Origin of the sequence: Tistrella mobilis (assembly GCF_039634785.1) — a bacterium.
Lineage (GTDB): Bacteria > Pseudomonadota > Alphaproteobacteria > Tistrellales > Tistrellaceae > Tistrella > Tistrella mobilis.
The window spans coordinates 383,640-409,983 of record NZ_JBBIAB010000001.1 but is presented as its reverse complement, the minus strand read 5'-3'; the positions used below and the strand labels follow the sequence as shown (position 1 = coordinate 409,983).

The 26,344-nt window shown below is 68.0% G+C and carries 15 protein-coding genes; 9 read left to right on the top strand and 6 right to left on the bottom strand.

The genetic code is table 11. From position 1 onward, the window contains the following. Positions 1-5: 5 nt before the first annotated feature. The 5 genes from pstC to WI697_RS01900 all read right to left on the bottom strand — a co-directional run bounded on the left by pstC (position 6) and on the right by WI697_RS01900 (position 8,684). Positions 6-1,388: a phosphate ABC transporter permease subunit PstC gene (gene pstC, locus WI697_RS01920; protein ID WP_345957193.1), complete on the bottom strand. Its 1,383-nt coding sequence runs from the start codon at positions 1,386-1,388 to the stop codon at positions 6-8. A 255-nt stretch (positions 1,389-1,643) separates the two neighbouring features. Beyond that, positions 1,644-2,666 (bottom strand): PstS family phosphate ABC transporter substrate-binding protein, encoded by a 1,023-nt coding sequence (locus WI697_RS01915; protein ID WP_345957192.1) that lies wholly within the window; start codon positions 2,664-2,666, stop codon positions 1,644-1,646. 398 nt (positions 2,667-3,064) lie between these two features. Continuing rightward, a complete protein-coding gene (locus WI697_RS01910) occupies positions 3,065-4,603 on the bottom strand; it encodes an acyl-CoA synthetase (protein WP_345957191.1) in 1,539 nt (512 codons plus the stop codon). A gap of 125 nt (positions 4,604-4,728) precedes the next feature. Then, a complete protein-coding gene (locus WI697_RS01905; protein ID WP_231889413.1) occupies positions 4,729-6,165 on the bottom strand; it encodes a sensor histidine kinase in 1,437 nt (478 codons plus the stop codon). A 221-nt stretch (positions 6,166-6,386) separates the two neighbouring features. Next, entirely contained in the window at positions 6,387-8,684 is a 2,298-nt protein-coding gene (locus tag WI697_RS01900; RefSeq protein WP_062764116.1) for an NADP-dependent malic enzyme, read from the bottom strand. 448 nt (positions 8,685-9,132) lie between these two features. Between WI697_RS01900 and mutS the strand changes: the two genes are divergently transcribed. Continuing rightward, complete coding sequence (gene mutS, locus WI697_RS01895) at positions 9,133-11,946, top strand: DNA mismatch repair protein MutS (protein ID WP_345957190.1); 2,814 nt, start codon at positions 9,133-9,135, stop codon at positions 11,944-11,946. Here the strand turns inward: mutS and WI697_RS01890 are convergent. Continuing rightward, positions 11,925-13,556 carry a long-chain-fatty-acid--CoA ligase gene (locus WI697_RS01890; RefSeq protein ID WP_345957189.1) on the bottom strand — a complete coding sequence of 544 codons (1,632 nt, stop codon included), beginning with the start codon at positions 13,554-13,556 and terminating at the stop codon, positions 11,925-11,927. The genes mutS and WI697_RS01890 overlap by 22 nt on opposite strands. A 366-nt stretch (positions 13,557-13,922) precedes the next feature. Here WI697_RS01890 and WI697_RS01885 point away from each other — a divergent pair, with 366 nt between their 5' ends. The 8 genes from WI697_RS01885 (at position 13,923) to WI697_RS01850 (ending at position 26,304) form a co-directional block, all read left to right on the top strand. Next, positions 13,923-15,143 carry an ABC transporter substrate-binding protein gene (locus tag WI697_RS01885; RefSeq protein WP_345957188.1) on the top strand — a complete coding sequence of 407 codons (1,221 nt, stop codon included), beginning with the start codon at positions 13,923-13,925 and terminating at the stop codon, positions 15,141-15,143. A gap of 250 nt (positions 15,144-15,393) precedes the next feature. After that, a complete protein-coding gene (gene mprF / locus WI697_RS01880) occupies positions 15,394-17,943 on the top strand; it encodes a bifunctional lysylphosphatidylglycerol flippase/synthetase MprF (protein WP_345957187.1) in 2,550 nt (849 codons plus the stop codon). Beyond that, positions 17,940-18,707, top strand: coding sequence for an AcvB/VirJ family lysyl-phosphatidylglycerol hydrolase (locus WI697_RS01875; protein ID WP_345957186.1), 768 nt, complete (start codon positions 17,940-17,942; stop codon positions 18,705-18,707). The genes mprF and WI697_RS01875 overlap by 4 nt, the downstream gene beginning before the upstream one ends. 101 nt (positions 18,708-18,808) lie before the next feature. Beyond that, complete coding sequence (locus WI697_RS01870; protein ID WP_345957185.1) at positions 18,809-19,777, top strand: alpha/beta hydrolase; 969 nt, start codon at positions 18,809-18,811, stop codon at positions 19,775-19,777. Positions 19,778-19,798: 21 nt separating this feature from the next. Continuing rightward, positions 19,799-21,154, top strand: a complete 1,356-nt coding sequence (locus WI697_RS01865) for a methyl-accepting chemotaxis protein (RefSeq protein ID WP_062766853.1) — start codon at positions 19,799-19,801, stop codon at positions 21,152-21,154. Between the two features lie 332 nt (positions 21,155-21,486). After that, a complete protein-coding gene (locus tag WI697_RS01860; RefSeq protein WP_345957184.1) occupies positions 21,487-22,218 on the top strand; it encodes a MetQ/NlpA family ABC transporter substrate-binding protein in 732 nt (243 codons plus the stop codon). A gap of 199 nt (positions 22,219-22,417) precedes the next feature. Next, positions 22,418-23,284 (top strand): MetQ/NlpA family ABC transporter substrate-binding protein, encoded by an 867-nt coding sequence (locus tag WI697_RS01855; RefSeq protein WP_345957183.1) that lies wholly within the window; start codon positions 22,418-22,420, stop codon positions 23,282-23,284. Positions 23,285-23,496: 212 nt separating this feature from the next. Next, a complete protein-coding gene (locus WI697_RS01850; protein WP_372097976.1) occupies positions 23,497-26,304 on the top strand; it encodes a [protein-PII] uridylyltransferase in 2,808 nt (935 codons plus the stop codon). The last annotated feature ends 40 nt before the right edge of the window (positions 26,305-26,344 follow it).

Genomic DNA, 26,344 nt, shown 5'->3' with positions numbered 1-26,344 from the left:
GTCGCTCAGTCATAGGCCTGGCGATATTTGCGGACGATGTGCAGGGCCACCACGTTCAGCGCCAGGGTCATGACGAACAGGACCAGACCCAGGGCGAAGGCCGCGAGCGTCTTGGCACTGTCGAATTCCTGGTCGCCGACCAGCAGGGTGACGATCTGCACGGTGACGGTCGTGACCGCCTCGAAGGGATTGGCGGTGAGGTTCGCAGCCAGGCCGGCCGCCATCACCACGATCATGGTCTCGCCGATGGCGCGCGAGAAGGCGAGCAGGCAGGCGGCGGCGATGCCCGGCAGGGCCGCCGGCAGGATCACCAGCTTGATCGTCTCGGAGGTGGTGGCGCCAAGGCCGAGCGAGCCGTCGCGCAGTGTCTGGGGCACGGCGTTGATCACGTCGTCGGCCAGCGACGACACGAAGGGGATGATCATGATGCCCATGACCAGACCGGCGGCCAGCGCCGATTCCGAGGCGGCATCGATGCCCAGGCTCTCGCCGAAACCGCGGATCAGCGGCGCCACGGTCAGCGCCGCGAAGAAGCCGTAGACCACGGTCGGGATGCCGGCCAGGATCTCGAGCAGCGGCTTGGCCAGCGCGCGGGTCTTGCGACCGGCATATTCCGACATGTAGATCGCCGCCAGCAGGCCGATCGGGATCGCCACCGCCAGCGCGATGAAGGTGATCAGCAGCGTGCCCGCGAACAGCGGGATCATGCCGAACGAGCCTTCCGAGGCGACCTGATCGGCGCGGATCGCGATCTGCGGGCTCCAGTGCAGGCCGAACAGGAAATCGAGGATCGGGATCCGCTGGAAGAAGCGGATCGATTCGAACAGCACCGAGAACACGATGCCGATGGTGGTGAAGATCGACAGCGTCGAGGCCACGATCAGCAGGATGCGCAGGATCCGCTCAACCCGGTTGCGGGAGCGGAAATCCGCGGTGATCCGCCGATAGGCGGCGGTGAGGCCGGCAAGCGCCAGGGCAAGACCGATGCCGGCGAAGGCCAGGTTCACCGTCCGGGTCAGGCCGGTGATGATCGAGGCCGCCTCGCGCACTGCGGGGCTCGGATCCGACGAGACGATGTTGCCGGTGGCAAGGTTGTAGGCATCGGCCATGAACAGGTTCACGGCACCGGTGCCGGCCGCCATCACGTCTTCCGGAATGACGTCGTGGACGGCGCCGTTGACGATCGGTGTGCGGGCCACGATCCAGACCAGCGCCAGCAGCACCGCCGGCAGGCCGCACCACAATGCCACATACCAGCCGTAATAGCCGGGGCGCGAATGCAGGGTGGAGAGCCTGCCATTCGCAAGCGACACCGAGCGCCGCCGTCCGAGGAAGAATGCTACCGCGCTCAGGATCAGCACGATGAGCACGAAGGAGCTTACCGTCATGCGCCGCCTCTGCCTTCAGGCATCGGGCCGGTTGGGCCCTTCAGGTTCGCGGGTTCCGCAAGGTCGCGGACGAAAGGTTCGATGCGGCCGTTCTGTCGCGGCTGCTTCGGATGGGCGCCGGCCGGGAGGGCAGGCCCCGGCAGGCGAACGGCGGCTCCGGCGGTGCCAGCCTGCACCGGACGAAAGCCGCCGGGTCGTCTTGCGATGGCTGGGGCTGGCTGCACCGGTATGCAGGCGCAGCCAGCCCTCATCCGATCACATCTTCAGCGGAACCAGGCCCTGGGCGGTCTTCGCCACTTCGGCGCGCTCCGCATCCGGCAGGGCGATCAGGCCGCGCTGGGCCAGATAGCCGACCGGGCTCATGGCGTCTTCCGAGGTGAACTCGGTGACGTATTCCTTCATGCCGGGCACGGTGCCGACATGCGCGTTCTTCACGTAGAAGTACAGCGAGCGCGAGACCGGGTATTCACCGCTCGAGATGGCGTCGTATTCCGGCGCCTTGCCCTCGATGGTGGCGGCCTTCACCTTGTCGCCGTTCTGCTCAAGGAAGCTGTAGCCGAAGATGCCGAAGGCGGCCGGGTTCGAGGCCAGCTTCTGAACGATCAGGTTGTCGTTCTCGCCGGCTTCGATGAAGGCGCCGTCTTCGCGGATCGACTTGCAGACCGCGCCGCGCATCTTCTTGTCTTCGATCGCCTTCACGGCGTCGAATTCCTCGCAGCCGTGCTCCATGACGAGCTCGACGAAGGCGTCACGGGTGCCCGAGGTGGGCGGGGGGCCGAGAACCTCGATCGGCTCGTTCGGCAGCGAGCCGTCGATGTCCGACCAGCTCTTGTAGGGGTTCTCGACCAGCTTGCCGTCGACCGGAACCTGCTTCGCCAGCGCCTGCCACAGCTGGGCGCGGGTGATGTTCATGTCCGGGCCGTTGACCGCATTCGCCAGCACGATGCCGTCGAAGCCGATCTTCACCTCGGTGATCTCGGTCACGCCGTTCTTGGCGCATTCCTCGATCTCGGACTTCTTGATCCGGCGCGAGGCGTTGGTGATGTCAGGGTGCTGCGTGCCGACGCCGGCGCAGAACAGCTTCAGGCCGCCGCCCGAACCCGTGCTCTCGATGACCGGGGTCGCGAAGCCCGAGGTCTTGCCGAACTCTTCGGCGACCGCAGTCGCGAAGGGGTAGACGGTCGACGAGCCGACGATGCGGATCTGATCGCGGGCAAGGGCCGGAGTGGCGACCGCAACGATCGCAACCGCCGACAGAAGCGCGGCTTTCTTGAACACCGTTCCAACTCCTGTTGGATGTTCGTCATGTGTGCTGGCCGGCGGCAGACACGCCACCGGTCCCGATCTCGAAACGCGGCAGGCGGCGTCGTGTTTCCACCCGGCCTCGCGTCACACATGGTCTAATCCTGCTCGACGACGGGAATATCACAGTTTCATGACGGAATCATGACACACTTCGCCGCAGCCGACCCGCACCGCTTTCTGAGCAACCATTTGTAATTTCTTGGTTTAATCCAGAGACCGGCACGCCGGAGGCCCCCATCGACAATCTGTGGAAAGTTGTCTATACCTCCGGGGAAACCTTCCGGAAGCGACTGTCATATAAAGGAAAACCGCGGCAGTGTGACCTGCCGCGGCCTGATCCGGATGCATGGCTGCCGTCACGGAATGCGGCGTCAGCCCTGCTCGGCAAACTCCTGGCGCAGCGTGCGCTTCAGGATCTTGCCGGCGGTGTTGCGCGGCAGGGCATCGACGAAATGCACGGCCTTCGGCACCTTATACGGCGCCAGCCGCTCGCGGGCATGGGCCACCAGCTCGTCGATCCCGACCTCCTGACCGGGCCGGAGCACGACCAGGGCGGTCACCGCCTCGATCCATTTCGGATCGGGCAGGCCGATCACCGCCACCTCGGACACCGCCGGATGGGTGAAGATCGCATCCTCGACCTCGCGGCTGGCGACGATCACCCCGCCGGTCTTGATCACGTCCTTCACCCGGTCGACGACATAGAGATACCCCTCGTCGTCGAGATAGCCGACATCGCCCGAATGGAACCACTCGCCCGAGAAGGCGTCCGCCGTCTCGTCGGGCTTGTTCCAATAGCCGGTCAGCAGCTGGGGCGAGCGGTGCACGATTTCCCCCTGCACGCCCGGGGCCACGTCGTTCATCTCGCCATCGACGATCCGGGTCTCGACATTCATCACCGGCCGGCCGGCGGAAGCGGGGCGCGCCTCGTGCTCGTCGGGGCCGAGAACGGTGGCAAGCGGGCCGATCTCGCTCTGGCCGTAGCAGTTGTAGGGCTGGGCCCCGGCCAGTCGCCGGCGCAGCTCCTGCAGGATCGGCACCGGCATGATCGAGGCGCCGTAATAGACGTTCTTCAGGCTGGAGAGGTCGCGCCGGTCGAAATCGGCATGGCGCAGCAGGCTGATCCAGACGGTGGGCGGCGCGAAGAACGAGGTGATGGCCTCTTCCTCGATCAGGGCCAGGCACTGCTCCGGCACCGGGGTCTGGATCAGGATGGTGGTGGCGCCGACCAGCAGCTGGGGCATGGTGAAGCAGTGCATCTGCGCGGAATGGTAAAGCGGCAGGGCTGCGAGCGCCCGATCGCTGCCTTTCAGGTTCAGCTCGACGATGCAGCTGGTGTATTCGGCCAGCAGCGCACGATGGGTCATCATCGCGCCCTTGGGCGCCGCCGTGGTGCCCGAGGTGTACAGGATCTGCGCCAGATCCTCGTCGGCAAGCCCCACCTCCAGCGCCTCGGCGCCGGCCGAGCCCAGCGCGACCTCCAGCGGGTCGAAATCCGCATCGCCCGTCATCGGGACGGCGAAGGCGAGATCCACCCGCCCCGCCACCGCCCGGGCGGTTTCGGCCAGATCCGGGTCATAGATCAGGCCGCGAGCGCCCGACTGCTCCACGATGTAGTGCAGCTCGGTCTCGGTCAGTGCGTAGTTGATCGGCACGTGGACGAGGCCTGCGCGCAGCGCGCCCAGCCAGACCAGCAGATAGGTGTCGGAATTGCGGGCATAGACCGCCAGCCGGTCGCCGCGGCCGAGCCCGGCCTCGATCAGCCGGCGACCGATGGCATCGGCGGCGCGGTTCACCTCGGCAAAGCTCCAGCGCCGGTCGCCATGGCGGAGCGCCAGACGGTCGCGGAACTTGGCGGCCGCACGGCGCACGGCATCATTGATGGTGTTTCGGCGGATCAGATCCGACATGGCGTTCCCTCAAGCTTCGATCTTCTTGCACCGCAGGGCGGTTCTTCAGCTCATAGCATGAATCCGGGTTCACGGGGCAGCGGAAGCGGCCATGGCAGCAGCGCACAGGATAGCGTGCAGGGATGTCAGGAAGCGGCCGCCACCGGCGCCCGGCCGTTGCCGCGGCCGGCCAGCGGCAGATAGACCGTAAAGCACGACCCCTCGCCCACCCGGCTGTCGATCGCCAGATGGCCGCGATGGCGGTTGACGATGTGCTTCACGATCGCCAGCCCGAGACCGGTGGAGCCGACCTGGCGCGACCGGGCGCTGTCCACCCGGTAGAAGCGCTCGGTCAGCCGCGGCAGGTGCTCCCGCGGGATGCCGTCGCTCTGGTCGGTCACCGAGAAGCCCACCGCCTCCAGGGTTGCAGCCAGCCCCACCGGCCGCGGGGCCTCGGTCGTGCGGAACAGCCGCACGGTGATCCGGCTGTCGTTGCGGCCGTATTTGATCGCGTTGTCGATCAGGTTCTGGGCAACCTGGGTCAGCTCGTCCGGGTCGCCCAGCGCCGGTGCCAGCGTCGGGTCGGCCGTGACCTCGATCTCGATCCCCCGGGCATGGGCCTTGAACTCCAGCCCCGAGATGACGTCGTCGATCACATCGGTCAGGTCGACCGCCGCAGCCGGCGGCATATGTTCGTTCATCTCGATCCGCGACAGCGACAGCAGGTCGTTGACCAGCCGCGACATCCGTCGGGCCTGATCGTCCATGATCGACAGGAAATGCTCGGCCGCATCCGGATCGTCGCGGGCGGGCCCGCGCAGGGTCTCGATGAAGCCGATCAGGGTGGCGAGCGGCGTGCGGATTTCATGGCTGGCATTGGCGACGAAATCGGCGCGCATCTGCTCCAGCTTGCGGATCTGGGTCAGGTCGTGGAGGGCGATCACCGCCCGGCGTGCCTCGGTATGCTCGTCGCCGGCCCGCAAGGCCTCGATATGCGCCTTGTATTCCCGCCGGTCGGGGGCGGCGGTGGAGAACACCACATCGGCGAACTCGCCGCGCATCAGCGCCTGATCGACCGCATCCAGCAGGGCCGGATGGCGCAGGACGGCGACCAGCTCGCGCCCGACCAGCCCCTCGCCCATCGTCTCTTCCGCGGCACGATTGGCCGAGCGGATCCGCACCTGATCATCGACCGTCAGCACCAGCAGGGGCAGCCGGTCCAGGATCTGGCCGAAATCGTCGGCCTGGACCGCCAGCCGCTCGGCCCGGCGACGCTCCTTGAGCCAGAGCCGGAGCATCGCCCGGGCGATGTCCTGGACAATTCGCCCGCCGGGCGGCGGGGCCGGGCGTTCCTCGCCATGGGCAAGCGCCTCGGCAAAATCCCGCAGGGCATGGAAGCCGCCGAGCAGCAGGCGGGCGACGGCCATGGAGCCGGCGACCGAGACCACCACACCGGCCAGCGCCCAGTGCCAGTCCAGCGCGCCCGCAAAGCACAGGCCGCCGAGCGTCCCCACGGCAGGGGCCGCGATCGCCGCCGTCGCGCCGAAGAACCGCCTGATCTCGTTCCGGTCGAATACCGCCATGTCCACCCGCCATCGGCCGTGCCGCGTCTCTGCGCGCCGCATCTGTCCCCGCATCCACCTGCCACCGTGGGTCCGGCACCGGGCGCGGCCCGCCAGACTGCCCGAGCCCGGCGGCCGGTCAAGCGACCTGGACATGAAAGTTTTACGACGCGCGCATCCCCGGGGACACGCGCGTCGCAAAGAGGCTGGGGCGAACCGCGAAAGAGGGAGAGCGGCCGCGATCAGCGGCCGGTCTTCTCCTCCTGGTCGAGGATGGCGTCATGGGCGGCCACGGCCGCGATGTTCACCATCTCGGCCACGGTGGCACCCATCTGCACGATCTGCACCGGCTTCGACATGCCGCGCAGGATCGGGCCGATCTGCACGCCACCGCCCAGCTTCTGCAGCAGCATGGCCGAGATGTTGGCGCTGTGCAGGCCGGGCATGACCAGCACATTGGCCGGCCCGGTCAGGCGCGAGAACGGGTAGTAGCGCTGCATCAGCTCTTCATCCAGCGCCACATCCGCCGACATCTCGCCGTCGAACTCGAAGCCGACCCCGCGCTCCTCCAGGATCCGGCAGGCCGCACGGATGCGGTCGGCCTTTTCGCGGTGGGGGTTGCCGAAATTGCTGTAGGACAGCAGCGCCACCCGCGGCTCCAGCCCGAAGCGCTTTGCCGATGCCGCCGCCTGCATGGCGATATCGGCCAGGGCTTCCGCCTCGGGCAGCTCGTTCACGGTGGTGTCGGCGATGACGATGGTGCGGCCGCGGCTGACCATCACCGACAGGCCGATCAGGGTCTCGTCCGGCTCGGGATCGATCACCAGCTGCACGTTCTCGAGCGCGACCCAGTAGTTGCGGGTCAGGCCGGTGATCAGGGCGTCGCCGTCGCCGCAGGCCACCATGCAGGCGCCGAAGACGTTGCGGTCCTGGTTCACCAGGCGCTGAACGTCGCGGTAGAGATAGCCGCGGCGCTGCAGGCGCCTGTACAGGAAGTCGGCATAGACCTTGTTCTTTTCCGACAGCCGGGCGTTGTGGATGTCGATGTCGAGATCCGTGCCGTCGCCCAGGCCCAGGCGCAGCATGCTGGCCTTGATCCGCTCCTCGCGGCCAATCAGCACGGGCTTGCCCAGGCCCGACTTGGCCCACTGAATGGCGGCGCGGATGGTCTGCTCTTCCTCGCCCTCGGCGAAGACGACCCGCTTCGGGTTCTCGTGCACCCGCTCGATCAGCCGCTCCAGGCTGTCGGCGGTGGGGTCGAGACGGGCGCGCAGCGCGCGGACATAGCGGGGCGCGTCGACCAGCGGCTTGCGGGCCACGCCGGTCGCGGTCGCGGCCTTGGCCACCGCCACCGGCACGGTCGACATCAGCCGCGGATCGAACGGCGCCGGGATGATGTAGTCGGGGCCGTACTGCATGCGGCGGTTGCGATAGGCACGGGCCACCTCGTCGGGCACGTCCTCGCGCGCCAGGCTCGCGATCGCATAGGCGGCCGCGATCTTCATCTGCTCGTTGATCTCGGTCGCCCGCACATCCAGCGCACCGCGGAAGATGTAGGGGAAGCCCAGCACGTTGTTGACCTGGTTCGGATAATCCGACCGGCCGGTGGCGACGATGGCGTCGTCGCGGACCTGGGCGACCTCTTCCGGGGTGATCTCGGGATCCGGATTGGCCATGGCGAAGATGATCGGCTTCGGCGCCATCGAGGCCAGCATCTCAGGGGTGAAGGCGCCCTTGGCCGACAGGCCGAACGCGACGTCGGCGCCCTTCAGGGCATCGGCCAGGGTGCGGGCATCGGTTTCCACCGCATGCGCCGACTTCCACTGGTTCATGCCCTGCTCGCGGCCCTTGTAGATCACGCCCTTGGTGTCGCAGAGGATGGCGTTCTCATGCGGCATGCCCATGGCCTTGACCAGTTCCAGGCAGGCGATACCGGCCGCACCGGCGCCGTTCACCACCATGCGGATGTCGCGCAGCGACTTGCCGGTGATGTCGAGCGCGTTGATCAGCCCCGCCGCCGCGATGATCGCGGTGCCGTGCTGGTCGTCATGGAAGACGGGCACGTCCAGCAGCTCGCGCAGGCGCTGCTCGATGATGAAGCATTCCGGGGCGCGGATGTCTTCCAGATTGATGCCGCCCCAGGTGGGGCCCAGGAAGCGCACGCAGTTCACGAATTCCTCGACGTCCTCGGTCGAGACCTCGATGTCGACCGCATCGATATCCGCGAACTTCTTGAACAGGACGGCCTTGCCCTCCATCACCGGCTTGGAGGCGAGCGCCCCCAGATTGCCGAGGCCGAGAACCGCGGTGCCGTTCGAGATGACGGCGACCATATTGCCCTTCGACGTGTAGTCGTAGGCCTTGTTCTCGTCCTTGTTGATGTGCAGGCACGGCCAGGCGACGCCGGGGCTGTAGGCGAGCGACAGGTCGCGCTGGGTCATCAGCGCCTTGGTCGGCGTGATCGACAGCTTGCCCGGCCGGTCGCCCTGGTGGAACTCCAGCGCCTCCTGCTCGGTCACGTAATACTTCTCGCCATCCATCCGGGTAGCCCTTCGGGTTTTTGATCTTCTCTGAGGTCAAGACGACGGCCCGCCCCCCAGGCCGCAAAACGGCCGCAACCCTTGCGCGGGTCACGAAAGGCAGACACTGTAACGAAATTTCAAGAGATCGTCGCGCGACATGATTGGGGCCACATGCCGTGCAGGCAGGGGGCCGCGGGCACCGTTCTCCGTCTCCGCCGCCATCGGCAGAGAGGGCACCGCCGATGGGTCATACAGTTTTATAAATCATCGGCTTCCGGTCGCATTATTCCAAAAGGTCGCGGTTGTCCGTTTTTTTATAGCCGAAGCCGGTCCATGTGTCGACGGGTGAAACCCGCCCCGGACGCGGGGGGCCGGTGGCGGCCCTTGTCGGGTGCCGGGCTCTCGCGCTAGGGTCGGCCGGCCCGCATGCGCCCTTGCGGCCAACCCCCTTCTGCCGAGCTGCCCGATGACCAGATCCCGCCAGCGGACCCCCGACGACCGCCCCGACGCAGCGGCCGACGACGAGATCGCCGGTGCCACGCCGATGATGGCCCAGTATCTGGCGGTCAAACGCGAGCATCCGGGCTGCCTGCTGTTCTATCGCATGGGCGATTTCTACGAGCTGTTCTTCGACGATGCGATCGAGGCGGCGCGCACGCTGGACATCACCCTCACCCGCCGCGGCCAGCACAAGGGGGAGGACATCCCCATGGCCGGGGTGCCGGTGCATGCGGCCGAGCACTACCTGTCGCGGCTGATCCGCGCCGGCCACAGGGTCGCGATCTGCGAGCAGACCGAGGATCCGGCCGAGGCCCGGCGCCAGCGCGGGTACAAGGCCCTGGTCCGGCGCGAGGTGGTGCGCGTCGTCACCCCGGGCACCATCGTCGAAGACACGCTGCTCGATGCCCGGCGATCGAACAATCTGGTCGCCCTCGCCCGGGCCGACAGCCGTCTGGCGTTGGCCTGGGTCGATGTCTCGACCGGCGAGTTTGCGGTGACCGGCATCGAGATGGCGGCGCTGGCGGCCGAGCTTGCGCGGCTGGAGCCCTGCGAACTGGTGGTCGCCGACCGGCTGCTGGAACGGCCCGAGATCGCGGCCGCCCTGGCCGAACTCGGCCCCGCCCTCACCCCGCAACCCACCGCCCTTTTCGACCCCGGCGCCGCGACGAAGCGGGTGATGGAGCACTACGGTGTCGGCGCCCTCGACGCCTTCGGCATCGAAAGCCGCGCCGAGGCCGCCGCCTGCGGCGCGCTGATCGACTATGTCACCCTCACCCAGAAGGGCCGCGTGCCGCATCTGTCGCCGCCCCGGCGCGAGGGTGTGGAGACGGTGATGGCGATCGATCCGGCCACGCGCCGCAGCCTCGAGATCGTCCAGACCATGGCCGGCGAGCGTCGCGGCAGCCTGCTGGGGCTGATGGATCTGACGGTGACCGGCGGCGGTGCCCGGCTGCTCGCCCGCCGGCTGTCGGCGCCGCTGACCGACCCGGAAGCGATCGGCGCCCGGCTGGATGCGGTCGCCCATCTGCTCGACGACGACCTGCTCTCGGAAGAACTGCGCGAACTGCTGGGCGGCATGCCCGATCTGGAGCGCGCCCTGCAGCGACTGTCGCTCGGCCGCGGCGGCCCCCGCGACCTGCGCGCCATCGGCGACGGTCTTTTCCGGGCCGGCGAGATCCGCGACCGGCTTCTTGAAGACGGCAAGGGGTTCGGTGACCTGCCCGAGGAACTGGGCCAGGGCCTCGCCGCCCTCGGCTCGCATGGTGCGCTGGCCCATCGGCTGCGCACCGCCATCGAGGCCGAACCGCCGCTGCTCGCCCGCGATGGCGGCTTCATCGCCCGTCAGTTCGATCCGGCGCTCGACGAGCTGCGCTCGCTTGCCACCGAAGGCCGGCGCCATATCGCGGCGCTTGAAGGCGAATGCCGCCGCGACACCGGCATCGCCTCTCTCAAGGTCAAGCACAACAACGTGCTGGGCTTTTTCATCGAGGTCACCCCTGCCCATGCCGACAAGCTGGCCGGGCGCGACGGCTTCATCCACCGCCAGACGCTGGCCAATGCGGTACGCTTTACCACCGTCGAACTCGGCGAGCTGGAAACCCGCCTCACCCGTGCCGCCGATCAGGCCCTCGCCGCCGAGCTTCAGGCCTTCGAGCAGCTGACCGCCGAGGTGGTCGCGGCCGCCGACGGGATCGCCGCGGCCGCAGCAGCCCTGGCGGTGATCGACGTCTCGGCCGCGCTCGCCGAACTCGCCCGCGCCCGCAACTATGTGCGCCCCGAAATCGACCGCAGCACCGCCTTCGCGATCGAGGGCGGCCGCCATCCGGTGGTGGAAGCCTTCGTGGAGGCAAGCGGCGGTGGCCGCTTCGTCGCCAATGACTGCGATCTGGGGGGGCCGGCAGGACAGCCCGTGGATGACGGCAGGCCCGGTCTCTGGCTGCTGACCGGCCCGAACATGGCCGGCAAGAGCACCTTTCTGCGCCAGAACGCCCTGATCGCGGTGATGGCCCAGGCCGGCAGCTTCGTGCCGGCAGCCCGCGCCCGGATCGGCGTGGTCGACCGGCTGTTCAGCCGGGTGGGGGCGGCCGACGATCTTGCCCGCGGCCGATCCACCTTCATGGTCGAGATGGTCGAGACCGCGACGATCCTCAACCATGCCGGTCCCCGGGCGCTGGTGATCCTGGACGAGATCGGCCGCGGCACCTCCACCTGGGACGGTCTGTCGATCGCCTGGGCGGTGGTGGAGCATCTGCACGACGTCAACCGCTGTCGCGGGCTGTTCGCCACCCATTATCATGAGCTCACCGCCCTTTCGGCCCGGCTCGACCGATTGTCCTGCCACACCATGCGGATCAAGGAATGGCAGGGCGAGGTGGTGTTCCTGCACGAGGTGGCCGCCGGCGCCGCCGACCGGTCCTATGGCATCCATGTCGCCCGGCTCGCCGGCCTGCCCAAGCGGGTGATCCGCCGGGCCGAGGCCGTTCTGGGCCAGATCGAGCGTGGCGAGGCCGGCTCTCCGGCCGCAAAACTCGCCGACGATCTGCCGCTGTTCGCGAGCCTCCGCCTGCCGGAACCGCCGCCGGCGCCGGCGGCACCGGAGCCCGATCCGGAAGCCGAGGGGGCGCTGGCGCTTCAGGCCCGTCTTGCCGCCCTCGACCCCGACGATCTCACCCCCCGCGCCGCGCTGGAGCTGGTCTACCGGCTCCGGCGCGAGGCGCGGGGAGAGGCCCCCGGGGAAGGCGACGTGGCGGAAGGCGATCAGGCCGTCGGCAGCCTGTAGTCTTTGAAAGCCTCCCGCAGCTTGATCTTCCAGATCTTGCCGGTGGCGGTGTGGGGCAGTTCATCCAGCACCACCACGTCGTCGGGCATCCACCAGCGCGCGATGCGCGGCTCCAGATGGGCCAGCACCTGCTCGCGCGTCAGCTCCGCGCCCGCCCGCGGGGTGACGATCAGCAGCGGCCGTTCCTGCCAGCGCGGATGCGGCACGCCGATCACCGCCGCCTCCAGCACGCCCGGATGGGACACGGCCTCGTTCTCGATCTCGATCGAGCTGATCCATTCGCCGCCCGACTTGATGACATCCTTGGTCCGGTCGGTGAGGCGCAGATAGCCGTCGGCGTCGATGGTGCCGACATCGCCGGTCGGGAACCAGTTCCGATCGTCGACCGCCAGCCCGTCGCGGCCGAAATAGCCCTTCACGATCCAGGGTCCGCGGACCTGGACATTGCCGGGCGTCCTGCCGTCATGGGCAACCGGTGTGCCCGCCTCGTCGACGATCCGGACCTCGGTGCCATAGACCGGCCGTCCCTGGGTCAGGCGCAGGCTGCGCAGCGCCTCTTCGTCCAGCCCCTCATGCTTTGCCAGCGGCAGGGCCACGGTCACGATCGGGCTGGTCTCGGTCATGCCCCAGGCATGAATCATGGTCACGCCAAGCTCGCGATCGAAGCGTTCCATCAGCGCGCGCGGCAGGGCGCTGCCACCCACGAAGACCCGCTTCAGCCGGGTCGGCCGGTCCTCGGGGTGCTGGTCCAGATGCTGGAGATAGGTCACCCACACCGTGGGAACGCCGCCGCTGACCGTGACCCCCTCGCCGTTGATCAGCTCCACGATGCTCGCGGGATCGAGTTTCGAGGCGGGGAAGACCAGCTTCGACCCGGCCATGGCCGCGGCATAGGGCACGCCCCAGGCATTGGCGTGGAACAGCGGCACCAGCACCAGGATCGTCTCTGCCGCAGACGCTGCGATGGTGCTGTCGACCGAACAGCTGATCAGCCCGTGCAGCACGGTGGAGCGGTGGCTGTAGAGCACGCCCTTGGGATTGCCGGTCGTGCCCGAGGTATAGCAGAGCACCGCGGCCGCGTTCTCATCCAGCTGCGGCCAGTCATACTCCGCGGGCTGGGCGGCAATCAGCGTCTCGTAGCAGAGCGCACCGGGCAGGGTGGTCTCGGGCATATGGGCGTCGTCGGTCAGGATCACCCAATGGGTCACGCCGGGCAGATCGGCGGCGACGCTTTCCGCAACCGACACCAGGTTCAGGTCGACGAACACCACCCGGTCGTCGGCATGGTTCATGATGAAGGCGACCTGATCGCGGAACAGCCGCGGATTGACCGTGTGCAGGACCGCGCCCGAACCCGAAACGCCGAAATAGAGTTCGTAGTGGCGATGGGTGTTCCAGGCCAGCGTCGCAACCCGGTCCCCCTCGGCGATGCCAAGTGCCGCCAGAGCATTGGCCACCTGCCGTGCCCTGGCTGCGACCTCGCCATAGCTGGTGCGGAGGATCGGGCCTTCATTGGTGCGGGTGACGATTTCCGTGGCGCCATGGGCCCGCGCCGCATGCTCGATGATCGACGAGATCAGCAGCGGCATGTCCTGCATAAGTCCGTTCACGTGAACCTCCCTGGAGCGGGTGGATTCGTGACGCCCACCCTGGTCTTTCTTCGTGTCGCCGCACCGGACTCCGGTGCATTTTTCATGATGCAACGCAATAGATTGCTGCGATGCAGGGAAGACAACCGGGTTCCTTCCGGCATTCTGCCTGATCAGGGCGCTGTTTTCTTGGCCGCAGATGCGGTCCCGCGGTTTTCGTTGCAGGGATACTTGACGCCTGAACCCATGAGCATATACCTTACCCGTGAGTAAATAATCTAACAACAGTTAGAATAAGGAACCGCCATCCACCCGGACCGGCGGCTCCGGTGGCACGCGCGGGCCCCTGGTTTCGCGCCGGAACCCATCGTCCTGGGGAGGACATCCATGACGTCTCGCTGGAGGACCGCGATCGCTGCGGCCGCTCTGATGCTGTTCCCTGCGGCCGGTCAGGCGCAGGTTTCCGACGATGTGGTCCGGATTGCGGTGATGAACGACCGCAGCGGTGCCTATGCCGATTTCGGCGGAGAAGGCTCGGTCGCCGCCGCCCGGCTCGCCGTCGAGGATTTCGGCCCCACCGTGCTCGGCAAGCCGATCGAGGTGATCTCGGGCGACCACCAGAACAAGCCCGATCTGGGCGTCTCGCTCGCCCGGCGCTGGGTGGATACCGAAGGCGTCGACATGATCATCGACTTCGGCAACTCGGCGGTCTCGCTCGCGGTGCAGGATCTGACCGCCGGCCGGCGCGTGGTCATGCATGTCAGCTCGGCCTCGGATGCGCTTTTCGGCCCGCGCTGCTCGCCCACCGGCTTTCTGTGGAACTACGACACCACGGCCATCGCCAATGCCATCGGCAAGGCCTCGGTCGAGGCCGGCAACGACAGCTGGTTCTTCATCACCGCCGATTATGCCTTCGGCCATGCCATGGAAGCGCAGCTCACCCGGGTGATCACCGCGGCCGGCGGCAAGGTGCTGGGCCAGGTGCGCCATCCGGTCGGCAACACCGATTACAGCTCCTTCGTGTTGCAGGCCCAGGCATCGGGGGCGAAGATCATCGCCCTGCTGAATGCCGGCGGCGACACCACCAACACCATCAAACAGGCCGCCGAATTCGGCCTGGTCGCGGGCGGGCAGAAGCTGGCCGGCACCACCTTCTATATCCTGAACGTCCATGCGCTGGGGCTCGAGGCCGCGCAGGGCCTGCAGGTGGTGACGCCGTTCTACTGGGATCGCAACGACGCCTCGCGCGACTACACCCGTCGCTGGCGGGCGGCGATGAAGACCGACAAGGCCCCCACCCACAACCATGCCGGCGTCTACAGCGCCACCCTCTCCTACCTCAAGGCCATCCAGGCGGCCGGCACCGACGAGGCGATGGCGGTGTCGAAGAAACTCAAGGAACTGCCGGTCGACGACTTCTTCGGCGAAGGCGCCCATGTCCGCGCCGACGGTCGGATGATGAAGGACCTGTTCCTGGTGCAGGTCAAATCGCCGGCCGAATCCAAGGCCCCCTGGGACTATTACACCGTGCTGAACCGCATTCCGGCCGAACAGGTCGTCCGGCCGATGTCCGAAGGCGGCTGCCCGCTGGTGGCCGGCGCCTCCTGAGGCTCATCTGCGGAACCCGATCCCACGCGGAAGATTTCTTAACCACGGATGGCGTATCCCGTCGGGATCGATGATCCCGACGGGCGGACCTGCCCGAAGGGCCGGTCTTCTTGTCGCTTGTCCCCCCGCGCAGACGGCCGGATAGTGTCGTCCCTCTGACCCGTCCGGCCCGGACGGGTGACAGGGATGTTCGCATCTGGCTGGTCCAGCGACGAGGAACGGGATGAACGGGCAAGGACGTTTGGCACGGTTGCTGGCACCCCAGATCCTGCGGCCGGCCGCAGCGATCGCGATGTTCGCCGTATTCGGGCTGGCGCTCTGGGTGATCCATTACGAAACCCGGACCATGTCCTTCGAGGACATCCGCGCCGCAATCGGCAATGTCGGCATGATCGACGTCGCCGCCGGCTGCGGGCTGACGGCGCTGTCCTTCCTGATGCTTATCGGCTTCGATGCGCTGGCGCTCAGATCCTCGGGGATCAGGGTGCCGTTTTCGCGCATCGCCTTTGCCGCCTTCTGCGCCCAGGCGATCAGCCATACGGCCGGTTTTGCCGCCCTGACCGGTACCTCGGTCCGGCTGCGCGTCTATGGCAATGCCGGCGTGCCGCCCGCCGCCGTGGCGAAGCTGATGGTGTTCTGCGCCACCGCCTTCACGCTGGGCGCCGTCACCCTGGGCGGGCTTGCCGGGCTGTTCGAAGGGAGCAGGGTCGCAGGCGCGCTCAACCTGCCTGAAACCGTGGTCCATCTGGCCGGCATTCTGGCGCTGGCGGCCTTTCTGATCTATGCCACGGCATCCGCGCGGGGGGCCGGCATCCATGTCCGCAGCTGGCGGATCGCCGTGCCGGCCCTGCCGGTCACGATCGGCCAGACCCTGCTCGCGATCGGCGATCTGATCGCAGCCGGTGCGGTGCTCTGGGTGCTGCTGCCGGCAGACCTGCCGCTGTCTTTCCCGGCCTTCCTGGGCCTCTATGTGGTCGCGATCGTGGCGGGCGTGCTGGCCCATGTCCCGGCGGGGCTCGGCGTGTTCGAAGGCATCGTCCTGCTCTTCCTGCCCGGCGTGCCAGCACCGGAAGTGCTGGGCGCGCTGGTGGTCTATCGTTTCGTCTACAACCTGGTGCCGCTGATCCTGGCCGCCACCCTGATCGCGCTCGCCGAGGCCGGCCGGGCGGCCGGGCGCATGGCGCCGGCGATCCGTCGGGCCGGGGCCGGTGCGGCCCAGATCGCGCCCATCGCCTTTGCCCTGCTCGCCATCGCCTCCGGCGCCGTTCTGCTCGCCTCGGCCGCGACCCCCGCCGCCACCGGCCGGCTCGATCTGCTGGACGGCCTGCCGCTGGTCGTGGTGGAAGCCTCGCATCTGGCCAGCGGCGTGGTCGGCCTGCTGCTGCTGGTCATCGCCCGCGGCCTCGCCCGCCGGGTGGATGCCGCCTGGATGGCCGCCACCATCCTTTCGGGCCTGGGCGCCGTCCTGTCGCTGCTCAAGGGCTGGGACTGGGAAGAGGCGATCCTGCTTGCCGTCGTGGCCGGCCTCCTCATTCTCGCCCGTCGGGCCTTTTATCGCCGCGGCTCGCTGCTGCGCCAGCCGATGACCCCGGCCTGGGTGGGCGCGCTCGCCATGATGGTGGGCGCGGCCGCCTGGCTCGCCTGGTTCTCGTTCCGTCACGAAGCCCTGTTCTCCCAGGGTCTGTTCACCTTTGCGCTCGAAGCCGAGGCGCCGCGCAGCCTTCGGGCGACGGTCGCGGTGCTGGCGCTCGGGCTGGTGCTGTTCGCCGCCCGCCTCTTCGCCCCGGTCCGTGCCCGCCCCGGCCCCCCCACCGAAGAAGATCTGGTTCAGGCCGAACGGATCGTCGCGACCTCCACCTCCAGCACCGCCCAGCTCGCCTTCACCGGCGACAAGAGCTTCATCTTCTCGGAATGCGGCGACGCTTTCGTGATGTATGCCGCCTCGGGCCGCTCGCTCGTCGCCATGGGCGATCCGGTCGGGCCGCGCCACGCCTGGGCCAATGTCGCCTGGATGTTCCGCGAACTCTGCGATGCCCATGGCGCGATCCCGGTCTTCTACCAGGTCTCGGCCGAAGCCCTGCCGCTCTATCTCGATCTGGGCCTCAGGATCGTGAAGCTGGGCGAGGAGGCGGTGGTGCCGCTTGCGCAGTTCTCGCTCGACGGCAAGCCGCGGGCGGAGCTGCGCTATGCCCATCGCCGCGCGATCAAGGACGGCGCCAGTTTCGAGATGCTGGCCCCGGGCGAGGCGCGGCTGCTGATGCCCGAGCTGCGCAAGGTCTCGGATGTCTGGATGGAGCAGCGCCAGGCGCGCGAAAAGCGCTTCTCGCTCGGCCGGTTCGAGCCGGCCTATCTGAACCACTGCCCGATCGCAGTCGTCCGCCAGAACGGCCGGATCGTCGCCTTCGCCAATCTCTGGCCATCGGCCGGGCACGAGGAAATGGCGCTCGATCTGATGCGCCATCTGCCCGATGCCGGCTATGGGATCATGGACTACATGATGGTGGAGATCATGCTCCACGCCCGTGATGCCGGCTGGAAGTACTTCTCGCTGGGCATGACCCCCCTCGCCGGCCTGCCCGACAACCCGCTCGCTTCGGCCTGGAGCCGGGTCGGCACCTTCATCTACGAACACGGCGAGGGCATCTACAACTTCCAGGGACTGCGCCGCTTCAAGCAGAAATTCCTGCCCGACTGGCGGCCGCGCTACCTCGCCTCGCCTGGCGGCACCGCCCTGCCGCAGGTCGGGCTCGACGTCGTCGCACTCATCTCGGGCGGCATCAAGGGGGTCATCGGACGATGATCTGGCGGTCGCTGCGCCGGGTGGCGCATCTTGCAGTGCTGGCCCTGCTCTGCGCCGTCCATGGCGGCGCCGCGCAGGAACCCGAACATGATACGATCCGTGCCGACTGGCTGGTCGACGAACCGGCCGACGGCGCACAAGGCCCCCATGCCCGGGATCTGGTGGTGATCATCTCGGGCGATGGCGGCTGGGCCGATCTCGATCGCGATCTCGCTGCCCGGCTGGAAGCCCGCGGCGTCGCCGTGCTCGGCGTCGATGCGCTGCATTATTTCTGGACCCGCCGCACCCCCGACGAGGTGGCCCGCGATCTGGCACCGCCGATCACCGATCGGATGGCCCGCTGGAAGCGCGACCGGCTGATCCTGATCGGCTTTTCCTTCGGCGCCGGCATCCTGCCCGATGTCGCAGCCCGGCTGCCCGGGGATCTGATCGACCGCTCGGTGCTGGCGGTGATGCTCACCTCCAACACCTGGGCGAACTGGGAGGTGCATCCGGGCGACTGGCTTCTGGACGAGCCGCACAAGGAATCGACCGATGTGGTGGCGCCCGCACTGGCGCTCGCCCATCCGCCGATCGTCTGCGTCTACGGCACCGACGAGACCGATGTCTCGGCCTGCCCCAAACTCACCGGCCATGCGACGGTCATTCCCCTGCCCGGCGGTCATCATTTCGACGGAGATTACGATCGTCTGGCCGATCTTGTGCTTGCGCATGTCGATGCCGCCCCAACCGTCGCCGAGGCCGAAGCCGCCGCGGCGAAGTGAGCGCATCTCCGTCAACGTTGCCGTTGATCCCGACCCGTCTCCGGCGCAAAACTGTTGCCGCGGCCCCGCCGCACCCGGCGACCGATGGAGACCCCGCCCGCATGAGCAGCACCCGCAATCGCACCCCGGATCCCCAGGCCGTCTGGATCCTGGATCTGGTCAAGGCATCCGAACGCGACCCCTATCCGAAAATGGGGGTAGAGGCGGCGCGCCGGATGTTCGACGAGGTGGTGGTGCTGCTGGATCTGCCCCGGGCGGAACTGCCTGTGGTCGAGGATCATACCCTGCCGGGGCCGGACGGCACCGATCTGCCGGTCCGGCTCTACCGGCCGGCGGCTCTCGATCCCGATGCGCCCCCCCTGCCGGCCCTGCTTTACATTCACGGCGGTGGCTGGACCATCGGCAGCCTGAACGCCTATGACCGGCTCTGCCGCCATATCGCGGCGGCGGCCGGCATTGCGGTCGTCTCGCTGGATTATCGCCTGGCGCCGGAACATCCCTTCCCGGCAGCGGTCGACGACGCGATCGCCGCCTGGGCCGCCCTGCCCGGGGCGGCCGCCCGCTTCGGCATCGATCCCGATCGTCTTGCGATCGGCGGCGACAGCGCCGGCGGCAACCTGTCGGCGGTGGTGGCGCTTGCGGCCCGGGACGACGGCATGCACCTGCCCCGGCTGCAATGGCTGGTCTATCCGGCCACCGACCTCGCCCATCGTCACCCCTCACGCGACGATTTCGCCGAAGGGTATCTGCTCGACGACGCCACCATCACCTGGTTCCTGGACCAGTACCTGCCCGACCGGACAGCCGCCGTCGACTGGCGGGCCTCGCCGCTCAGGGCCACGGATCACCGTGGCCTGCCGCCGGCGCTGATCGTCACCGCCGGGTGCGATCCGCTTGCCGACGAAGGCCAGGCCTATGCCGAGGCACTCAGCCGGGCGGGTGTCGCGGTCGAACACCGGGTCTATCCCGGCATGCTGCACGGTTTCATCAACACAGCGGGCGCGCTCGATCAGGCGCGCGACGCCGTCGCCCGTTCCATCGATGCGCTCAAGGCCGCATTGCGCGGCTGACGCCGACCGGAGACCCCCATCGTGAACGCACCCCTGGCCGCAGGCACCTCTGCCGGCGACGCGCTGATCGCCTATGTCGACGCCCTGACCCAGGGCCGCTATGACGCCACGCCCCCCGCGGCGAACGACCCGCTGGGCCTGGCCATTCTCCGCCTCGGCGCCCGGCTTGCCGAGCAGGCCCGTGAAGACACCGATCGCATCGTCGGTGCGTGCATCGATTCGGCCGAAGCCAGTGTCGGGGTGGTGCATGCCGTCGCGGCCGCCCGCGACCTGGAGGCGCGCACCGCCGGCGCCGCCTCGGCCGTGGCCGAACTTGCCGCCAGCGGCAACCGGGTGCGCGAGGGCGGGCGCCGGGCCGCAGAAGCGGCGGCCGTCGCCAATGAACAGGCAGAGGCCGGCGTGCGCCAGCTGCGTGCCTCGGCCCGGTCGGTCGCGACGCTCGCCGACGGGGTCACCGCGGCGGCCGGCCGGGTGGATGCCCTGGCCGCCGCATCCGAGCAGATCGACGCCATCGTCGGGTCGATCGAGGCGATCGCCCGTCAGACCCGTCTGCTGGCGCTGAACGCCACCATCGAGGCTGCCCGCGCCGGAGAGGCCGGCAAGGGCTTCGCGGTCGTGGCATCGGAAGTGAAGAACCTGGCCCAGCAGACCGCTGCCGCCACCGACGACATCCGCTCGCGCATCGACGGGCTGCGCAGCGAAATGGCCGCGATCGTGGCGGTGATGGGCGATGGTGCCCGCGGCGCCGCCGAAGGCCGGGCCGCGATCGACGGGCTCGGCCGCGAGATCGAGGCCCTGGGCCGCGGCATTGCCGATGTCTCGCGCCAGATGGCCGAGATCGCGGGCGAGATCGACAGCCAGGGTGTGGCATCCGACCGTCTGGCCGGCGACATTGCGGCCCTGGCAGGCCTTGGTGCCGACAACCGCGCCGGCATCGAAGCCGTGGCCGACGCCCTCGACCATCTGGAAGGCCGCATCGGCCCGGCGCTGCAGGCACTGGCCGGCCGGCATTTCCCGGATCAGGTCGTGCGTCTGGCCAAGGCCGATCACGCCCTGTGGAAGAAGCGTCTGGCCGCAATGGCGACCGGCCGGGCGAAGCTGTCGGAAAGGGAACTGACCGATCACCATTCCTGCCGGCTGGGCCGCTGGTATTACGGTGACCAGTCTGCCGCCTGGAGGGGAGACGCAACTTTCCGCGCCCTGGAAAAGCCGCATGCGGCTGTCCACGACCACGGCCGCGAGGCGGCAAGGGCGATGGCGGCCGGTCGGCCGCGCGATGCCCTGGCGGCCCTGGACCGGCTGACCAGCGCATCAGGCGAAGTGTTGCAGCTTCTGGAACGTATGGCGCCAGAGGGTCGGCCGGCCGGGCGGAACTGACCGCCACATTCCGGAAAACTGTTGACTATCAAGGGCTCCGACCACATCGTGTGCGGGCGGAAACGGGTTTGTGCCGGCGCAGGAGCCGCGGCCGGCATACCCGACCTGCGGGTCTGTCATTTTGCATGACGCACCTCCCGTTCCGCCCGCGCAGGCGGGTGCTGCGGGTTCCGGGCCTGCCCGGCATAAGCGGCCCTCCACATGCGTGAGCACCTGGCATGCCCCGACTGTCCCGCCGTCTGCGCGCCATCCTGGCATCCGGCCTCCGTCCGCTGTTGCTGACCGCGTTTGTACTTGCGGGTTTTGTCACATATTCAGACGCCGCCACACCGGTGCAGCAGCCGTCGCCGGTCCGCCTGGGCGTGATGAAGGGGCCGGAGACCGAAGTCGCCGAGGTGGTGAAGACGGTCGCCGCAGGCAAGGGCCTGACGGTGGAGCTTGTCACCTACACCGATTACAGCCAGCCCAATGCGGCGCTGGCGCGCGGCGAGATCGACGCCAATGCCTTCCAGCACCGGCCCTTCCTGGAGGCGGAGATGGCCGCCAAGGGCTATGACCTGGTCTCGATCGGCTACACCATGGTCCAGCCGATGGGCATTTATTCCCGGACCTACAAACAGCTGCGCGACCTGCCGGATGGTGCCCGGATTGCAATCCCGGAAGACCTGAGCAATGGCGGCCGCGCCCTGCGCCTTCTGGCCGAGCGGGCGGTGATCGGCCTGGCGCCGGGGGCGAAGCTCACGCCCACGCCCAAGGACGTGATGATCAACACCCGCAAGTTCCAGTTCGTCCCGCTGCCGGCCGATCAGGTCGCCGGCGCCATCGATCTGGTGGATGCGGCCGCGATCAACGGCAACTACGCCCGGGCCGCCGGTCTTGATCCGCGCCGCGACACCATCGCGGTCGAAAACCGGCGCAGCAACCCGTATGGCAACATCCTGGTCGTCCGCCGGGCGGATCAGGACCGGCTCGAGATCCACACCCTGCTCGAAGCCTTTCAGTCGCCCGAGGTTGCAGCCTTCCTGAACACGCATTTCGAGGGCGCCTTCCTCCCGGCCTGGTGAGCGGACGCATACCAGCGTCAGCATTCCGTCTGCGCCTGAAAATAACATGATATTTTCGTGTATATTTTTGCATTGACTGTGCGAAGTGTGGAATACATCGTTCTTACACGCTGTTCCGCGATATCATCGGAATGGGCCCGGCATTGCCTCTTCGCCGGTCGTTCTTCTCCCCGCAGGACCACCGCACAGGACCGCCATCATGTTCCGCTCCTTCGCCCAGCCGCGGCCCCGGCGCAAAACCGCCCTCGAAGATGGTCGCCGCCGCCTGTTCACCGCCATTCTGGGGCTCGCCGCCCTGGTCGCCGCCTTTGCCGCCGGCGGTCTCGCCGCCCGGGCGGCCGGGACCGAAACCGTCCGGCTGGGCGTCATCGCCGGCGCGGAAGAGGAAATCGCCGAGGTCGTGAAGCAGGTGGCCGCCCGCGACGGGCTGGATGTCGAGATCGTCACCTTCCAGGATTACGTGCTGCCGAACGAGGCGCTGGCCGCCGGGGATCTGGATGCCAATGCCTTCCAGCACCAGCCCTATCTGGATGCCCAGATCGCGGCCCATGGCTATGACATCGTCAATGTCGGCTACACCATCGTCGAGCCGATCGGGATCTATTCCACCCGGGTGAAGCGCCTGGCCGATCTGGCCGAGGGCGCGAAGCTCGGCATCCCCAACGACCCGTCGAACGGCGGCCGGGTGCTGAACCTGCTGGCCCGCGAAGGCATGATCGAGCTGGCCCCCGGCAAGGGGCTCACCCCCACCCTGCTCGACATCACCGCCAATCCGAAGAAGCTTGAGATCGTCGAACTGGATGCCGCCCAGCTGCCGCGTGCGGTGCCCGATCTGGATGCGGCGGCGATCAACGGCAATTACGCCCATGACGCCGGTTTCGACCCCACGAAGGATGCGATCGCGATCGAAAGCCGGACCGACAACCCCTATGGCAATTTCGTCGCCGCACGGGCGGCCGATGCCCAGGCGCCGCGGATCCGCAAGCTGGTGGCCGCCTACCAGTCCGACGAGGTGAAGGCCTTCCTGGCCGAGCGGTTCAAGGGCGCGATCCTGCCGGCCTGGTAGGCAGCCGGCCCGGGACCCGAAATTTCCGCTGCAGGGCTCCGGTTCCGCCGCGCAGGATCCAAGGGGTGACGGTACCTCGCCTCCGCCCCATCTCTCAGGTAGTCTGACAAGGCCGGCCGCCCGTTAGGGGACGACCGGCCTTCGCCGTTGCACGAGGATCCCCCGCCCCCGTCGCACATACCGCCGCCGTATCGCCGACATCCGAGGCCCCGATCCACATGACCGCCATCCGCAACAAGAGGCAGATCATCCACCGTCGTGCCCTGATGGCCGACATCGAGCAGCAGGTGGAGGAGACGGGCAAACCGGTCGAAAAGCTCCGGCGCGAGATCCTGGGCATGCTGAAGGAGCATCTGGCGAAGGGGCGGGAAGAGATCCGCAAACGCTTCGACGCCGGGGCCGACGGCGCCCATGTGGTGCGCGAGAACTGCTATCTGATCGATCAGATCGTGCGCACCCTGTTCGATCTGGCGACCACCCATGTCTATCCGGTCGCCAACCCCACCTCGGCCGACCGGCTGTGCCTGGTGGCGATCGGCGGCTATGGCCGCGGTGAGCTGGCACCGCATTCCGATGTCGATCTGCTGTTCCTGATGCCCTACAAGCAGACCCCGCGCGGCGAGCAGGTGGCGGAATACATCCTCTATCTGCTCTGGGATCTGGGGCTCAAGGTCGGCCATGCGGTGCGCTCGGTCGACGAATGCATCTCGCGGGCGCGCGGCGACATGACCATCCGCACCAGCCTGCTGGAAAGCCGCCAGCTCTGTGGCGAGATGGTGCTGTACGAGGATCTGCGCCGTCGCTTCGCCACCGACATCATGGTCGGCACGGCGGGCGAGTTCATCGAGGCCAAGCTCAACGAGCGCGACGAGCGCCACCGCCGGATGGGCGACAGCCGCTATGTGCTGGAACCCAACGTCAAGGAAGGCAAGGGCGGGCTGCGCGACCTCCACACCCTGTTCTGGATCGCCAAATACTCCTACCGCGTCCACAACCTGTCGGATCTTGTGGAGCAGAAGGTCTTCACCGCCGGCGAGTACCGGCGCTTCGCCAAGGCGCAGAACTTCCTGTGGACGGTGCGCTGCCACCTGCACTACCTGGCCGGCCGCCCCGAGGACCGCCTGACCTTCGACGTCCAGACCGAAATCGGCCGGTTGATGGGCTATGCCGACCGGCCGGGCGTGCGCGGGGTCGAGCGCTTCATGAAGCACTATTATCTGGTCGCCAAGGATGTGGGCGACCTGACCCGGATCCTGTGCGCGGCGCTGGAAAGCGCCAATCAGCGCCAGCCCAAGATCCGCATGCCCAGCATCCTGATGCGGCGCGAGATCGACGGCTTCCGGATCGAAGGCGGCCGGCTGACGCTCGCGAACCGCCACGAACTCGCCGAACAGCCGATCAAGATGCTGAAGCTGTTCCGGGTGGCCCAGAGCCGCGAGATGGACGTCCATCCGCAGATCCTGCGCTGGATCACCCAGAACCTGAAATACATCGACGACGGCGTGCGCGAGGATCCGTCGGCCAACCAGGTCTTCCTCGACATCCTGACATCGCCCAAGGATCCGGAGGCGACGCTGCGCCACATGAACGAGGCCGGTGTCTTCGGTCGCTTCATTCCGGATTTCGGCCGCGTCGTCGCCCAGACCCAGCACGACATGTACCATGTCTATACGGTCGACGAGCACACCATCCGGGCGATCGGCATCCTGTCGGGGATCGAGAAGGGCAACTTCCCCGACGAACTGCCGCTCGCGACCCGGATCGTGCACGAGGTGCTGTCGCGCCGGGTGCTTTACATGGCGGTGCTGCTCCACGACATCGCCAAGGGGCGCGGCGGCGATCATTCCGTGCTGGGAGAAGAGATCGCCCGCAAGCTCTGCCCCAGGGTCGGCCTGACGCCCGAGGAAACCGAGACCGTCGCCTGGCTGGTGCGCTGGCACCTGCTGATGAGCGCGGTCGCCTTCAAACGCGACATCGAAGATCCGAAGACCGTCCACGACTTTGCCGATCAGGTCCAGTCGATGGAGCGGCTGCGCCTGCTGACCGTGCTGACGGTCGCCGATATCCGTGCCGTCGGCCCCAATGTCTGGAACGGCTGGAAGGGCACGCTGCTGCGTGAACTCTATTATCGCGCGGCCGAACAGCTCTCGGGCGGCCATGTCGAGGGGCTGAACCGTGCCGGCCGGATCCAGGTGGTGCAGGACAAGCTCCGCGAGCGCCTGGCCGACTGGACCAGTGCCGCCTTCCAGGCCCATGTCGAGCGCATGCCCGGATCCTATTGGCTGGCCCATGATGCCGAGGTGCTGGAACGCCATGCCCGCCTGGTCGCCAAAGCCGACCGCCAGGGTCCGGCACCGCTGGTGATCGACGTCGCCCCCGATCGCTTCCGGTCCGTGGCTGCAATCACGGTCTATGCCCCCGATCATCACGGCCTGTTCGCCGGCGTCGCCGGTGCCATGGCGCTGGCCGGCGGCAACATCGTCGATGCCCGCATCGTCACCACCACCGACGGCATGGCGCTCGACACCTTCTGGGTGCAGGACTCCGACCGCTCCGCCTATGACGACGAGGTCCGGGTCGCCAGGATGCGCGATCTGGTCGGGCGGACGCTGTCGGGCGAACTCAGGCCCGCCAAGGCGCTGGCTGCCCGGCGCGACGGGCCCAAGCGCACCGATGTCTTCCAGGTCACCCCCCGGGTGCTGATCGACAACCGCGCAAGCAACACCCAGACGGTCATCGAGGTGACCGCCCGCGACCGGCCGGGCCTGCTGTTCGCGATCACCAGCGTGCTCTCGGATCTGGCGCTCACCATCTCGTCGGCCCATGTCGCGACCTATGGCGAGCGGGCGGTCGACACTTTCTACGTCAAGGACGTGTTCGGCCTGAAGATCACCCATCAGGGCAAGCTGACCCGGGTGCGGGAAGAACTGCTGGCCGCACTCGATGCGGCGGGGCCGGTGATCGCCGATGACGGCACCATCCGCAGCACCGCCACCGCCGCCGGCGACGCCGCCGAATGATCGGCCACGGGGCGGCCCTGGGGCCGCCCCGTCGTCCCAT

Excerpts from the sequence above, each read along its gene's own strand:
- WI697_RS01900 (WP_062764116.1), bottom strand. The coding sequence starts at position 8,684 with ATGGATGGCGAGAAGTATTACGTGACCGAGCAGGAGGCGCTGGAGTTC.
- mutS (WP_345957190.1), top strand. The coding sequence starts at position 9,133 with ATGACCAGATCCCGCCAGCGGACCCCCGACGACCGCCCCGACGCAGCG.
- pstC (WP_345957193.1), bottom strand. The coding sequence starts at position 1,388 with ATGACGGTAAGCTCCTTCGTGCTCATCGTGCTGATCCTGAGCGCGGTA.
- WI697_RS01875 (WP_345957186.1), top strand. The coding sequence starts at position 17,940 with ATGATCTGGCGGTCGCTGCGCCGGGTGGCGCATCTTGCAGTGCTGGCC.
- WI697_RS01870 (WP_345957185.1), top strand. The coding sequence starts at position 18,809 with ATGAGCAGCACCCGCAATCGCACCCCGGATCCCCAGGCCGTCTGGATC.
- WI697_RS01905 (WP_231889413.1), bottom strand. The coding sequence starts at position 6,165 with ATGGCGGTATTCGACCGGAACGAGATCAGGCGGTTCTTCGGCGCGACG.
- WI697_RS01855 (WP_345957183.1), top strand. The coding sequence starts at position 22,418 with ATGTTCCGCTCCTTCGCCCAGCCGCGGCCCCGGCGCAAAACCGCCCTC.
- WI697_RS01910 (WP_345957191.1), bottom strand. The coding sequence starts at position 4,603 with ATGTCGGATCTGATCCGCCGAAACACCATCAATGATGCCGTGCGCCGT.
- WI697_RS01885 (WP_345957188.1), top strand. The coding sequence starts at position 13,923 with ATGACGTCTCGCTGGAGGACCGCGATCGCTGCGGCCGCTCTGATGCTG.